The 12,721-nt window shown below is 66.0% G+C and carries 11 protein-coding genes; 2 read left to right on the top strand and 9 right to left on the bottom strand.

Annotation, left to right across the window (positions count from 1 at the left end; all coding sequences use genetic code 11):
• Nucleotides 1-306 precede the first annotated feature (306 nt).
• From ACQY46_RS17610 to ACQY46_RS17600, 3 genes are read right to left on the bottom strand one after another with little or no spacing between them, the layout of a single operon-like run.
• On the bottom strand, nucleotides 307-1,659 hold the full coding sequence (locus ACQY46_RS17610; protein ID WP_428697303.1) for a DNA polymerase IV: 1,353 nt from the start codon (nucleotides 1,657-1,659) through the stop codon (nucleotides 307-309).
• Nucleotides 1,660-1,688: 29 nt separating this feature from the next.
• Nucleotides 1,689-2,369 carry a hypothetical protein gene (locus tag ACQY46_RS17605; RefSeq protein WP_428697302.1) on the bottom strand — a complete coding sequence of 227 codons (681 nt, stop codon included), beginning with the start codon at nucleotides 2,367-2,369 and terminating at the stop codon, nucleotides 1,689-1,691.
• Nucleotides 2,366-2,668, bottom strand: a complete 303-nt coding sequence (locus ACQY46_RS17600; protein WP_306028390.1) for a DUF3572 domain-containing protein — start codon at nucleotides 2,666-2,668, stop codon at nucleotides 2,366-2,368. Before ACQY46_RS17600 ends, ACQY46_RS17605 begins: the two co-directional genes overlap by 4 nt.
• 154 nt (nucleotides 2,669-2,822) lie before the next feature.
• Here ACQY46_RS17600 and ACQY46_RS17595 point away from each other — a divergent pair, with 154 nt between their 5' ends.
• Both ACQY46_RS17595 and ACQY46_RS17590 read left to right on the top strand, forming a co-directional pair.
• A complete protein-coding gene (locus ACQY46_RS17595) occupies nucleotides 2,823-3,191 on the top strand; it encodes a response regulator (RefSeq protein ID WP_067216017.1) in 369 nt (122 codons plus the stop codon).
• A 15-nt stretch (nucleotides 3,192-3,206) separates the two neighbouring features.
• Nucleotides 3,207-4,628: a PleD family two-component system response regulator gene (locus ACQY46_RS17590; RefSeq protein WP_428697301.1), complete on the top strand. Its 1,422-nt coding sequence runs from the start codon at nucleotides 3,207-3,209 to the stop codon at nucleotides 4,626-4,628.
• Nucleotides 4,629-4,690: 62 nt separating this feature from the next.
• On the opposite strand, the gene ACQY46_RS17585 is transcribed toward ACQY46_RS17590, so the two are convergent.
• The 6 genes from ACQY46_RS17585 to topA form a co-directional block, all read right to left on the bottom strand.
• The gene (locus ACQY46_RS17585) at nucleotides 4,691-5,338 is read right to left on the bottom strand and encodes a DUF2799 domain-containing protein (RefSeq protein WP_428697300.1); all 648 of its coding nucleotides are present in this window, start codon (nucleotides 5,336-5,338) and stop codon (nucleotides 4,691-4,693) included.
• A 764-nt stretch (nucleotides 5,339-6,102) separates the two neighbouring features.
• The gene (gene rpmG / locus ACQY46_RS17580; RefSeq protein WP_306028395.1) at nucleotides 6,103-6,270 is read right to left on the bottom strand and encodes a 50S ribosomal protein L33; all 168 of its coding nucleotides are present in this window, start codon (nucleotides 6,268-6,270) and stop codon (nucleotides 6,103-6,105) included.
• A 158-nt stretch (nucleotides 6,271-6,428) separates the two neighbouring features.
• Nucleotides 6,429-7,172 carry an NUDIX hydrolase gene (locus ACQY46_RS17575; protein WP_428697299.1) on the bottom strand — a complete coding sequence of 248 codons (744 nt, stop codon included), beginning with the start codon at nucleotides 7,170-7,172 and terminating at the stop codon, nucleotides 6,429-6,431.
• Nucleotides 7,169-7,654, bottom strand: a complete 486-nt coding sequence (locus ACQY46_RS17570) for a DUF983 domain-containing protein (RefSeq protein ID WP_428697298.1) — start codon at nucleotides 7,652-7,654, stop codon at nucleotides 7,169-7,171. Before ACQY46_RS17570 ends, ACQY46_RS17575 begins: the two co-directional genes overlap by 4 nt.
• On the bottom strand, nucleotides 7,651-9,891 hold the full coding sequence (gene rnr, locus ACQY46_RS17565; RefSeq protein ID WP_428700518.1) for a ribonuclease R: 2,241 nt from the start codon (nucleotides 9,889-9,891) through the stop codon (nucleotides 7,651-7,653). The genes ACQY46_RS17570 and rnr overlap by 4 nt, the downstream gene beginning before the upstream one ends.
• Before the next feature lie 86 nt (nucleotides 9,892-9,977).
• Nucleotides 9,978-12,665, bottom strand: coding sequence for a type I DNA topoisomerase (gene topA, locus ACQY46_RS17560; protein WP_428697297.1), 2,688 nt, complete (start codon nucleotides 12,663-12,665; stop codon nucleotides 9,978-9,980).
• Nucleotides 12,666-12,721 lie beyond the last annotated feature (56 nt).

Here is a 12,721-nt window from a genome sequence, read left to right as displayed (position 1 = left end):
GGCGCGAAATCAGGTTTCTAGTGAAATCAAAGGCCGGAACAATCAGAATTCCGGCGATAACGACATAGATCGAAACGAAGACAAGATCTTGTGCTATCGCGTCCACGTAGATATAGCGGCAAGCTGTCCGAGGGCCGGTTTCACTAACAATCAGGGCGCACAGCCCCGCCACCAACGAGATTTCCAGAAAAATATACAGGTAGAATCGAGTTTTATTATTCATGCCGGCATGCACTCAAAACTGGTTGTGATGCGCCTTTTTGCTACCATTAGATAAAGATCGGCCGGCTGTAAACGCCGAGCCTTTCAGCCGTCGCGCTGGCGGCGCGGGTCGCCGGATCGCGCGAGGCCGAGTTCCACCGCCTGCTTGCCGAATTTCGAGCGCAGGGCATCGATCGCCCGCTCCGCTTTGGCGCGCTGGCCGGCGGCCGGATCGACGAGATCGTCGGGATCGGCCTGCGCCGCGCCGGCAAGTTCCGATACACCGATGCCGATCAGGCGAAAACGCCGCCCGTCCGCCACAGTGCGCAGCAACTCGTCGCCGGTGCGGAAGATGCGGTCGGCCAGCTGGGTCGGATCGCCGAGGCTGCGCGAGCGCGTTACGGTCTTGAAGTCCCCGGTCCGGAGTTTCAGCGTGACGGTGCGGCCGGACAATTCGGCGGCCTTGAGGCGTGCGGACACTTCCTCGCTGAGGCGGCGAAGGATGGCACGCAGCTTCTCAGGGTCGGAAATGTCGGTGTTGAAGGTGGTTTCGCTGGAAACGCTCTTGGTCTCCCGGTCCGGCGAAACGCGGCGATCGTCCCGGCCCCAGGCAAGGCTTGCAAGACGCAGGCCCATGGCGCCGTAACGCCGGGCGAGGGTCGTCGCGTCCATCTCCTGAAGCTGGCCGATGGTTTTCAGCCCGTCGGCGGCGAGCTTTTCCTGGAAGACCCGCCCGACGCCCCAGATCAGGCCGATCGGCTGCCTGGCCAGAAATTGCGAGGCCTCCTGCGCGCCGATCACCGAGAAGCCGCGCGGCTTGTCGAGGTCGGAGGCGATCTTGGCGAGGAACTTGTTGGGAGCAAGCCCGATGGACACGGTGACGCCGATGTCACGTTCGATTTCTCGGGCAAGGCGGGCAAGGATCTCTACCGGCGGTGCATGGTGCAGGCGCTCGGTACCGGTCATGTCGAGAAACGCCTCGTCGATCGACAGCGGCTCCACCAGCGGGGTCAGTGCGCGCATGCGCTCGCGGATCTCGCGGCCGACCCCGACATATTTGGCCATGTCCGGCTTGATGACGATCGCCTCGGGGCAGGCCTCGCGCGCCTTGAACATCGGCATGGCGGACCGCACGCCGTGGATCCGGGCAATGTAGCAGCAGGTCGAGACGACGCCCCGGGTTCCGCCGCCGATGATCACCGGCTTGTCGAGAAGGTCGGGGTTGTCGCGCTTTTCGACGGAGGCATAGAAGGCGTCGCAGTCGATATGGGCGATGACGAGATTGTCGAGTTCGGGATGGGAGAGCACACGGGGGCTGCCACAGGCGGCGCAGCGCGGGCGCCCGGCGCGCGCGGGGGCCGGTGCGCGCGATCCGCAGTCGCGGCAGAGCACGGGCGCCCGGGCCGTGCCGCCGCCTCCGTCCGCCGCTTTCGCACCACGCCCGACCGTGCCGGTCATGCCCGCACCTTTCGCCCTGGCGCCTGCCGTCAGGCGCCGATCCGGTTGCGAATATAAGCTCCCGCGTCGCGCCAGTCATGGGTCTTCAGCGCGACGCCGTCGATCTCGCCGGCGCCGGTGAAGAAGCGTCGGTCCGCGATGAAATGGACAAGCGTGCTCATGGCATGACTGTTGCGCACGGAGAGAATGTTGGTGGCGCTGTCGTCGATAAAGATCACCGGTGCCCGGCGGCCCGCTGCCAGGGCGGCGACCGCGCCGCCCTTGGGGCCGGAATTGGTGAGCAGCGGGTACTTCATGCCGTGACCGGCAAGGTTGGAGATGCGCGGTTCCCGGTTCCAGTCGCCGGGAAGATTTGTCAGAAAGACGATGTCGGCCCTGTCGGACAGGGACCGCAGCGCCTCGGCCGCACCCTCGACCGGCTCCTGTCGGGGTGCCCAGTCGTCGAAAAAGCCCTGGATCAAGGCGCGCACGGCGGGTCCGTCGAGCAACCGGCCGGCGGTGTCGGCGATATTGCCTGTGAGCTTGTACTCATGCGACAGGAAGGCGAATCCCTGTTCGCCGAGATGCACCTCGAAAGGCGCAAGGAAATGCAGCACGACCTCGTCGACATCGCAGATGACGAGGGCGCGCTCCGGATCCGCCGGATGACGCCTCTCGTGCTCGCGGATCTGGGCCAGCGTCCGGGGCAGGACCGGGGTCGGCTGGCTCATTCCAGCGGACCTTCCGCTCCGCCATCCAGCGCATAGCGGGCCGTGGCGATGGATGTCGGGCGCAAACCGCGTGCCTCGCAGAAGGCAAGCAGCAGCGATTCGTGCGCCATGTAGAATTCCAGCACGCCGACGAGGAAGCCGGGCTCCCTGGCCGCGTCGCGCAATTCCGCCGGGCCGATGCCCGCGAGCGCCAGGAAACGGCCGAGATGTTCAAGGTCCGCAGCGAGATAGCCGAGGGCGTCGGTTGCGAGCGCCTCCGCTTCATCCGCGCCAAAACGGGTCGGGTGCCGCGCCGTCATTTGCGTTTGCCTTTCCGAAACGAATTACGTCTACGATATATGGTACCTATCGTGGGAAAGGGGCCGACGCCAGTCACGCTCTCGCCATGCCGGCGCATCTTCGCCCGGCACGTGAGCCGCAGGTGGCCCGGGCGCGGGGACGAAGGCGAGTATTATGGCTAAGACCGTGCTGATTGTTGAGGACAACGAACTCAACATGAAGCTGTTTCATGACCTCCTGGAAGCACATGGCTACCAGACGCTCCAGACCCGCACGGGCATGGAGGCGCTGGAGCTTGCGCGCGAACATCGCCCGCAACTGATCCTGATGGATATCCAGTTGCCGGAAGTGTCGGGCCTCGAGGTCACGAAATGGATCAAGGAAGACGACGACCTCAAGACCATTCCCGTCATCGCCGTCACCGCTTTCGCGATGAAGGGCGATGAGGAACGAATCCGGCAGGGGGGCTGCGAGGCCTATATCTCCAAGCCGATCTCGGTCGCGAAGTTTCTCGAAACCGTTCGTTCCTATCTGGGCGACTGACCAACAGGCGGAGGCATGAGCGGGCGCATACTCGTTGTCGACGACGTCAAGGCGAATGTAAGGCTTCTGGAAGCCCGGCTTGGCGCGGAGTATTTCGATGTCCGTTCCGCCGCCAATGGCGAGGAGGCGCTCGCGCTGATCGCCTCCTGGCCGTGCGACATCGTCCTGCTCGACGTGATGATGCCGGGGCTCGACGGCTTCGAGGTCTGCCGTCGCATCAAGTCCGACCCGCGCAGCGCTCATATCCCCGTCATCCTGATCACCGCGCTGGACCGGACCGATGACCGGATCCAGGGCCTGCGTGCCGGGGCCGACGAATTCCTGACCAAGCCCGTCAACGATGTGGCGCTGGTGGCACGGGTGAAGAACCTGGTGGCGCTGAAACGTGTCACCGACGAGTTGCGGCTGAGGGCCCAGACAGGCTCGCAGCTCGGCCTGACGACGCCCTTCGATCCTTCGGGGGAGGAAGAGGCGCGGCTGCTGCTTGTCGACGACCGGCCGACCTCCAGTTCACGGCTGGTGGAGGCGCTGGGACGCGACTGCGCCGTCGACATAGAGGGCACGGCGCCGCAGGGACTGATCGCGGCGGCGGAAAAGCCCTATGACACGATCCTGATCAATCTCGGCCTTGCCTCCTACGACGCCCTGCGGCTCGTGTCGCAGCTTCGCGCGCTGGAGCGCACGCGGCTGGTGCCGATCGTTCTTATTGCCGATCCCGACGATACCGCCCGCACGACGCGGGCGCTGGAACTCGGCGTCAACGACTATGTCCTGCGCCCGGTCGAGCGGACGGAGTTGCTGCTGCGGGTACGGTCGCAGATCAGCCGCAAACGGGGCAACGACCGGCTGGCGGCGGATGTGGAGCAGACCATCGCGATGGCGATCACCGACCCGCTCACGGGCCTGCGCAATCGACGCTATCTGGAGACCCACCTTGTCAGCCTGGTGAGGCAGGCGCGCGAGGCGGAGCTGCCGCTGTCGGTGCTGGTCATCGATATCGACCACTTCAAGCGCATTAACGATCTTCACGGGCACGATGCCGGCGACAGGGTGATCCGCGAGGTGGCGCGGCGCTTGCGGGCGCACACACGCAGCCTGGACATGGCCTGCCGCTACGGGGGCGAGGAATTTGTCATCCTGATGCCGGAAACCACGCTGGACACGGCGGAAGGCGTTGCCGAGCGCCTGCGCAAGCTGATCGAGGCGGAAGCCTTCGCGCTGCCCTCGCAGGACGAGATGCTGGTCACGGTCAGCATCGGCGTCGCCGGGTTCGCGGGCCGGGACGACAATGGCGACGCGATGATCAAAAGGGCCGACCAGGCGCTGTACGAGGCCAAGGGCGCCGGGCGCAACAAGGTGGCGCGGGACCGCAAGACCGTGGCCCCGCAGCCGCCGGAGACACATGCCGGGTCCGGCAGGGCCGCCCTGACCGGATAGGCCGGCGTCCGACTGCCGGAGGAGGCCAGGGCCGGAAGGCGAGGGGCCCGGCCAGGAGATCCCTATTGCGGCACGTATCCGGGGATCGTGCGGGCGGCGTCGCGGTCGACCCGTGCCAGTGTCAGCTCGTAGTCGCGCCGCCGGTCGTTCAGCTCGAAACGGGCGTCCTGCAGGTCGAAGCGGGCATCCTGCACTTTCTGGCGCAGGTCGTTGCGCCGGTCGCGGCACCCGGCCCGCTCGTCACCCTTGAGGCTGCGACAGTCGAGCCTGTCGAGATCCGAACGAAGCCGGTCGATCTGCCGGTCACGATCGGCAATGCGCCGTTCAAGCCGCTCGACACGGTCGCGCGCCACCCAGATCCGCGTGCCGAGCCTGTGCGCGCCGTCCACTTCGCCGGCGAGATGGGGCGGGCAGATGGGAGAAACCCGCCGGTTCTGGCGGCCGAGACGGAACCCGTTCATCGGCGTGCAATACAGCAGGACGCCCGAGTTCCAGCCGGCCAGATAGGCCTGCGGGTCCGGGGTGATGCCGTGGCGGCCGCAATCCTTGGCGACATCCTCGAAACGGGAGGAGGGATGCCCCTGCGCGGCATCGGCACGCCCCAGTTCCGACCAGTCGCCGGCGACGCATTGTTCCTTGGAAACCGTCTCGCAGCCGGCGAGAAGAAATGCGCCAAGAACGACGGAGACAACACAAATCCAGGGCTTCATTGTCGAAATCCATGAAACTGAATGAGCGTGAAAAGGCAGGGCCGGCCGGCCGGCCGGGGCGGGACAGGACAGGCCCTGTTTAAAGGCAGTGCGGCGGGGAGCGCAATGGCAGCGGGCCGGCACTGCGGCGAAGGCCGGAACGGGCGAAAAGGCCAGAGCGGTTGTTCCTGCGTGCGGCGCGTCGGCAGGACGCCGGCGGAGGCTCCGCCAGACGCGTGGCCGGGCACGGCTGATGCCGAAGGGCATGGAGGATTCAGGCAAGGAAATCACGGTGCTTGAGCAAGAATGTTGCGCGTTCGGACCGTTAACCGAATTCATTTACATAAAAGGAAAATAAATTCTTAACAAAACGCTCCGGTCTATTGATTCGAAAGGAGCTTTGGGTAGTCTGCCGTTGAAAGAACGGTGGTGTTTCGCACTGGAACATCGGCGTCCGACCCGGAAGCGCGCCGCAGCAGTGGCCAATCCGGGCAGTTTCCCACGGAAGGTTCAGGTCCGCCGCATCTCCTGACACCGTGGGTTTGATCGGCGTCCCGCGGGTTGGAGTGGCCTCCTCGTGTAAGCCCGGCAGGGACGCCGATCGCCTCTTTCCTCCAGAAAATCCGATACTATCGGGTGCCGCATTCGGCAGTCCGGCCATGCCCGGTTGCCTGCCGCTCACGCGGGCTTCGGCGCCGCGTCGGTTCCCGGCCGTACGGGCGAGCAGAATCGAAAAAGGCTCCCGAAGGAGCCTCTGTCTCTGTCGCCTGCGGAAAGCCCGGATCTTACTTGATCTTGGCTTCGCGGAACTCGACATGCTTCTTTGCGACCGGATCGTACTTCCGCTTGACCATCTTCTCGGTCATCGTGCGGGAATTCTTCTTCGTCACATAGAAGAAGCCGGTGTCGGCGGTCGACAGCAGCTTGATCTTGATGGTGTTCGCCTTGGCCATCGTTCTTGTCCTTGCACTGGTGTCCGGCCGTACGTCGGAGGCTCCGTAAGATTCGGAGAAGACGCTCCACCGGGTATTCTTTGGAAACTGAGCGCGCACCATACGTTTCGCGCGCCCAAAGTCAAGCAGGATCGCGGGCCTGCCGCAGGCATTCGGCGTCAGATTTCCTCGCGGACGAATCCCGAGCCGCGCCAGTAGTAATAGGGCACCGGAGTCGCCGGGTCGAGATCCGGATCGACGGCCAGGCGCGCCTGCAATTCCTCGATAATCGTCAGCGTGATGGTCGGCAGCTCCAAGGCCTTTGCATCGTCCAGCGACAACCAGTGGACGTCTTCCAGCTCGCCGGACGGGCCGGTGCCGGAGGGCAGGCGGTCGGCGATGGCGTCGGCGAATACGGCGAGGAAGCGGGTGTCGAAGCGCCGCGGCCGGCGGGGCGGAGTGATGGCCCTGGCGATCAGGCGGATCGGCGTCAGGTCGGGCAGCAGGCGGCGTTCCGAGAAGGCGGCCATGTCGTCCTTGCCCTGCCAGGCAAGATCGCTGGGGGTGCCGACCAGCAGGCCGGCTTCCTCATAGGTCTCGCGAACCGCCGCCACCGTGAAGGCACGCGCGCGCGCCTCGGTCCTGGGAGCCTTCATGGCATGGGTGAGCTTGCGCGCCACTTCCGGATGATAGCTGCCCGTCACCGGTATGCGACTGTCGGCCGGATCGACCCGGCCGCCGGGAAAGACGAACATGCCCGGCATGAAGCGGTGGCGCATGTGCCGGCGACCCATCAGGACGCGCGGGCTGCCGCCGCCGCTGCGATCGAGAACCAGCAGTGTCGCCGCATCCTTCGGCCGCAGGTTCGGGTTGTTCATGTGGCGCTCGGCCTGGGAGAGGCGTTGCACGAGATTCTCGCTCATGCGGGTTTGCCATCGCCGCCGAAATCGATGCCCGGCTCGTCGTCGCCGATCGCGTTGGGATCGAACCCGTGCATGTAGTTGGCCCATTGCAGGCCGATCAGCGCGCCCTTGATCGGCGGCAGGCAGAACAGCGTCATCGCCACGATGAGCGGCAGCCAGAGCACGAAATGGACCCACATGGGGGGCACCATCATCACCTCGACGGCCAGCGCGATCGGCAGCACCACATGCCCGACGACGAAGATCGTGCAATAGGGCGGGGCATCGTCGGCGCGGTGGTGGTGAAGTTCCTCGCCGCAGGACGCGCAGACCGGCTCCACCTTGAGGTACTTGCCGTAAAGACGGCCGGTGCCGCAGTTGGGGCAAAGTCCCTTGGCGCCGAGCAGCATCGCGCGGGCGACATCGCGTCGGGGCTTCGCGGCCACGGAAGCAGGGGTGGCGGGGCCACCGATGCCGGCGGTACCAGCGTAGGTCACAGTCATTTGCGCCGTCCTTTCGGGGGGCCGCCGGGTTTCCCGGTTCGGCCGGCGCCACCGCCGCGTGCGTGCTTGCGGTTGCGCGAGATCGTGCGCTCGCGCGCACTCTTTCGCTTGTGATAGTGACCTTCGCTCAAAAGTTCAAACCGCAGCGCACCGGCATAGGGGGCCGCTTCGACCAGTCGTACCTCGACGCGGTCGCCCAAAGCGAAGGTTTCGCCTGTGGTTTTGCCGCTCATCGAATGCGACGATTCGTCGTAATGATAATAGTCGTCGCCGATGGTCGAGGCGGGCACGAAGCCGTCGGCGCCGGTATCGTCGAGCCGCACGAACAGGCCGGACTTGACGACGCCGGAGATGCGGCCGGTGAAGCGGGCGCCAACCTGGTCGGCGAGCCACAGCGCGATCAGTCGGTCGACGGTGTCGCGCTCGGCCAGCATGGCGCGACGCTCCGCGCTCGACACATCGGCGCCAATCGCCTCCAGCTTCGTCTCCATACCATCGGGAAGGCCGTCATCGCCGATCTTCAGCGCGCGGATCAGGCCGCGATGGACGATGAGGTCGGCATAGCGGCGGATCGGCGAGGTGAAATGCGCGTAGCGGCGCAGGTTGAGGCCGAAATGGCCGATATTCTGCGGCGAGTACTCGGCCTGGGCCTGGCTGCGCAGGATCACCTGGTTGACCAGTTCCGCTTCGGGCGTGCCGGCGACCTTGTGCAGGATCGTGTTGAAGGCGGAAGGGCGCAGCCCGCCGCTGGCGGCGAGCCTGACGCCCAGGGTCGAGAGGAACTCCTTGAGCGCCTCGAGCTTTTCCGGGCTGGAGGCATCGTGCACCCGGTACAGCAGCGGCACGCCGGCCTTTTCCAGGGTTTCCGCCGCCGCGACGTTGGCCTGGATCATGAACTCCTCGATCAGCTTGTGCGCATCGAGGCGTTCGGGCGTGTAGACACCCTCGACGGTGCCGTCGGGCTTCAGCCGGATCTTGCGCTCGGGAAGATCCAGATCGAGCGGCTCGCGGGCGTCCCGTCCGCGTTTCAGGCAGGCATAGGTCGCCCAGAGAGGCTTGAGAATGTCCTCCAGGACGGCCTGCGGGACCTCTTGCGAGGTGCCGTCGATGGCGCCCTGGGCCTCTTGGTAGGAAAGTTTCACAGCCGAGCGCATCATCACCCGGTGGAAACTGTGGTGCAGCTTGCTGCCCTTGGCGTCGAAGACCATGCGCACGGCCAGGGCCGGCCGGTCCTCGCCTTCCTTGAGCGAGCACAGGCCGTTCGACAGCGCCTCCGGCAGCATCGGGATGACGCGATCGGGAAAATAGACGGAATTGCCGCGCAGATGGGCTTCCCGGTCAAGCGGCTCGCCGGGACGCACGTAATAGGCGACATCGGCGATGGCGACGGTCGCCACATAGCCGTCCGGATTGGCCGGGTCGGTGTCGGGCTCCGCGTGGACGGCGTCGTCATGATCCTTGGCGTCGGCCGGGTCGATCGTGATCAGCGGCAGCTTGCGCCAGTCCTCGCGCCCCTTCAGCGCCGCCGGCTTCGCGCTCTCGGCCGCCTCGATCACGCGGTCGGGAAAGCTGTGCGGGATGCCATGTGTGTGCAGTGCGATCTCGGAGACCGCCATCTCCGAATGCATCGCGCCGATGCGCTTGTCGATCCGGCCGCGGGGGGCGCCGTAGCGGCCGGACCGGGCGATGGCGACCGTGACGAGGTCGCCGTCGACGGCGTCCTTGAGGTCGCTCGTGTCGATGTCCATCTCCTTCTGGCGCCGGTCGATCGGCTCCAGGAAGGTCCGGGGTCCCGATTGCCGCAAGATGCCCAGCACGCTTGCCGCCTGCCGCTCGAGCAGCTTGACGACGCGTCCCGCACGGGTCGCTTCGGCGCCCGGATCGTCGGAGGACAGGCGGATCAGCAGGCGGTCGCCAAGACCCGGCGCGCGCGTTTCGGAGCGCTTGCGATCGGGGACCACGAGGATCTTCGGCGGTGCGCCGTGCTCCTCCGCGTCCCAGCTGGCCGGCTCGGCGACCAGTTCACCGTCCGCGTCGCGGCCGCTCACATGCACGACCAGCACAGGCGGCAGGTCGCCGGGGCGGGCAAGCTTCTTCTGGCGCTTTTCCAGCAGGCCGTCATCGGCCATCTCGCGCAGCAGGCGCTTCAGGTAGATGCGGGCGCCGCCGGTGATACCGAAATGACGGGCGATCTCGCGCTTGCCGGCCATTGCCGGGTTGGCGGCGACAAAGGCCATGATCTCGTCGCGGCCAGGGAGTTCGGCGCTGCCCTTTGCCTTGGCGCCCTTTTGGGCTGCGGGCGGACGTTTGGGACCCTTTGTGCTCAAGAGCCGCCATCCGTGGTCGCGGCCGTCTTTTTCGATGCCGCCTTCTTCGCAGGCGCTTTCTTGGCCGCCGGATTCTTGGCGGGGGCCTTCTTGGCCGCCGGCTTCTTGGCGGCAGCCTTCTTGGCCGGAGCCTTGCCGGATTTCGCCGCCTTGGCGTTGACGAGCTCGACCGCTTCCTCAACCGTGATGGTGAGCGGGTCCTTTCCCTTGGGCAGGGTGGCGTTGACCTTCGCCCATTTCACGTAAGGACCGTAGCGTCCGTCCTGGACGGTCATCGCGCCGCCATCGGGATGGTTGCCAAGCTCCTTCAGCGGGGCTGCGGTGGCGCGGCCGCGGGCGCCCTTGGCACGCTTTTCGGCCAGGGCGTCGACAGCACGGTTGATGCCGACCGAGAACACTTCCTCGGCGCTTTCCAGATTGGCATAGGTGCCCTCGTGCAGGACGAAGGGGCCATAGCGCCCGATGCCGGCGGAGATCATCTTGCCGTCTTCGGGATGCGGGCCGACGTCGCGCGGCAACGACAGGAGCTGGAGGGCCTTGTCGAGGTCCATCTCGGACGCCTGCCAGCCGCGCGGCAGGGACGAGCGCTTGGGCTTGGCTTCCTCGCCGAGCTGCACATAGGGCCCGAACCGGCCCGAGCGCAGGGTGACGTCGAGGCCGGTTTCCGGATCCTGGCCAAGCAGCTTCGGGCCGTCGGCGATCTCGGTGTCGCCGTCGCCGTTTCCGGCGGACAATTGCCGCGTGTATCCGCAATGGGGCGGGTTCTCGTTGGGAACCTTGCCCTCGAGCTTTTCCTTGTCGTAGTGGGAACATCCCACGAAGGCGCCGAAACGGCTGACCTTCAGCGACAGGCGGCCGCTGCCGCAGGCCGGACACTTGCGCGGATCCTCGCCATTGCCCGCGTCCGGGAAGACGTGGGCGGCGAGCATCTCGTTGAGCGCCTCCAGCACCTCCGATACGCGCAGATCCTTGATCTCGTGCACGGTGTTGGAGAATTCCTTCCAGAAATCGCGCAAGACATCCTTCCACGACAATTCGCCGGCGGAGATGCGGTCGAGCTTCTCCTCGAGCGCAGCGGTGAAGTCGAACTCGACATAGCGGTCGAAGAAGCTTTCCAGGAAAGCCGTGACCAGACGGCCCTTGTCCTCGGGAACGAGGCGCTTGCCGTCGAGATTGACGTATTCGCGGTCGCGCAGGGTCTGCAGCGTCGAGGCGTAGGTCGACGGGCGCCCGATGCCGAGCTCTTCCATCTTCTTGACGAGCGTTGCCTCGGTGAAGCGGGCAGGGGGCTCGGTGAAGTGCTGGGCGGTCTCGACCGACTGGCGGCTGACGGCCTCGCCCGCCTCCATTGCCGGCAGCCGGCGGCTGTCCTCGTCCTCCTCGTCGTCGCGGCCTTCCTGGTAGAGCGACAGGAAGCCGTCGAACCGGACCACCTGGCCGGTCGCACGCAGGACGGCCGTGCCGGACGGCGCCTTGGCGTCGATGTCGGCCGTGGTCCGTTCCAGAACAGCCGATTCCATCTGCGAGGCGATGGTGCGCTTCCAGATCAGTTCATAGAGGCGCGCCGCATCCGGATCGAGATAGCGGGCAACGTCGCGCGGGCGCCGGGTCAGTTCCGTCGGCCGGATGGCCTCGTGCGCTTCCTGGGCGTTCTTCGCCTTGGAGGAATAGTGGCGGGGCTTTTCCGGCACGTATTCGGGACCGTAGTCCTTGCCGATCACCTTGCGGGCGGAGGCGATGGCCTCGCCGGCGATCTGCACGCCGTCGGTACGCATATAGGTAATGAGACCGACGGTCTCGCCGCCGATATCCGCGCCCTCATAGAGCTTCTGCGCGACCTGCATGGTGCGGGCGGCGGCGAAGCCGTATTTGCGCGAGGCCTCCTGCTGCAGCGTGGAGGTGGTGAAGGGCGCTGCCGGATGGCGGCGCTGCGGCTTGGATTCGACATTGGCGACGGTCAGCGTGGCGGCGCGCAGGGCGGCGGCGATCTTTTCCGCCTGCTCCTCGTTGGCAATGTCGAGGCGCCCGAGCTTCTTGCCCTCGAAGGTCGCGATGCGCGCCTGGAAGGCGGCGCCGGCCGAGGTCTGCAGGTTGGCAAGCACCGACCAGTATTCCTGGCGCACGAAGCGCTCGATCTCCGCTTCCCGGTCGCAGACGAGACGCAGCGCGACCGACTGGACGCGCCCGGCGGAGCGGGCGCCCGGCAGCTTGCGCCAGAGGACCGGCGACAGGGTGAAGCCGACGAGATAGTCGAGCGCGCGGCGCGCAAGATAGGCATCGACCAGCGGTTCGTCGATGTCGCGCGGATTGGCCATCGCGTCGAGCACCGACTTCTTGGTGATGGCATTGAAGACCACGCGCTGGACCGGCATGTCCTTCAGCGCCTTCTTCTGCCGGAGCACCTCCAGCACGTGCCACGAAATGGCCTCGCCCTCGCGGTCGGGGTCAGTGGCGAGAATGAGCCTGTCGGCGCCTTTCACGGCACGGACAATGTCGTTCAGGCGTTTCTGGGACTTGGCGTCCACATCCCAGGTCATGGCGAAGTCGTCGTCCGGAAGGACGGACCCGTCCTTGGCGGGGAGGTCGCGGACATGGCCATAGGAGGCAAGGACCTGATAGTCCGAGCCAAGGTACTTGTTGATTGTCTTGGCCTTGGCCGGCGATTCCACGATGACGATATTCATGAGACCCCAAAAGGAACACGGGCGCTCCGCTCCGGCGGAGCGGCGGTACAATTTTG

The sequence above is a fragment of the Stappia sp. genome, assembly GCF_965276915.1.
In the GTDB taxonomy this organism is placed as follows: domain Bacteria; phylum Pseudomonadota; class Alphaproteobacteria; order Rhizobiales; family Stappiaceae; genus Stappia.
The sequence above is the reverse complement of the archived record's forward strand: the minus strand, read 5'-3'. Positions and strand labels throughout refer to the sequence as shown.

Bases quoted from the DNA above. Each gene is read 5' to 3' on its own strand.
- ACQY46_RS17590 (WP_428697301.1), top strand. From the start codon at position 3,207: ATGAGCGGGCGCATACTCGTTGTCGACGACGTCAAGGCGAATGTAAGG.
- rnr (WP_428700518.1), bottom strand. From the start codon at position 9,891: ATGGCCTTTGTCGCCGCCAACCCGGCAATGGCCGGCAAGCGCGAGATC.
- ACQY46_RS17600 (WP_306028390.1), bottom strand. From the start codon at position 2,668: ATGACGGCGCGGCACCCGACCCGTTTTGGCGCGGATGAAGCGGAGGCG.
- topA (WP_428697297.1), bottom strand. From the start codon at position 12,665: ATGAATATCGTCATCGTGGAATCGCCGGCCAAGGCCAAGACAATCAAC.
- rpmG (WP_306028395.1), bottom strand. From the start codon at position 6,270: ATGGCCAAGGCGAACACCATCAAGATCAAGCTGCTGTCGACCGCCGAC.
- ACQY46_RS17610 (WP_428697303.1), bottom strand. From the start codon at position 1,659: ATGACCGGCACGGTCGGGCGTGGTGCGAAAGCGGCGGACGGAGGCGGC.
- ACQY46_RS17595 (WP_067216017.1), top strand. From the start codon at position 2,823: ATGGCTAAGACCGTGCTGATTGTTGAGGACAACGAACTCAACATGAAG.
- ACQY46_RS17575 (WP_428697299.1), bottom strand. From the start codon at position 7,172: ATGAGCGAGAATCTCGTGCAACGCCTCTCCCAGGCCGAGCGCCACATG.
- ACQY46_RS17570 (WP_428697298.1), bottom strand. From the start codon at position 7,654: ATGACTGTGACCTACGCTGGTACCGCCGGCATCGGTGGCCCCGCCACC.
- ACQY46_RS17585 (WP_428697300.1), bottom strand. From the start codon at position 5,338: ATGAAGCCCTGGATTTGTGTTGTCTCCGTCGTTCTTGGCGCATTTCTT.
- ACQY46_RS17605 (WP_428697302.1), bottom strand. From the start codon at position 2,369: ATGAGCCAGCCGACCCCGGTCCTGCCCCGGACGCTGGCCCAGATCCGC.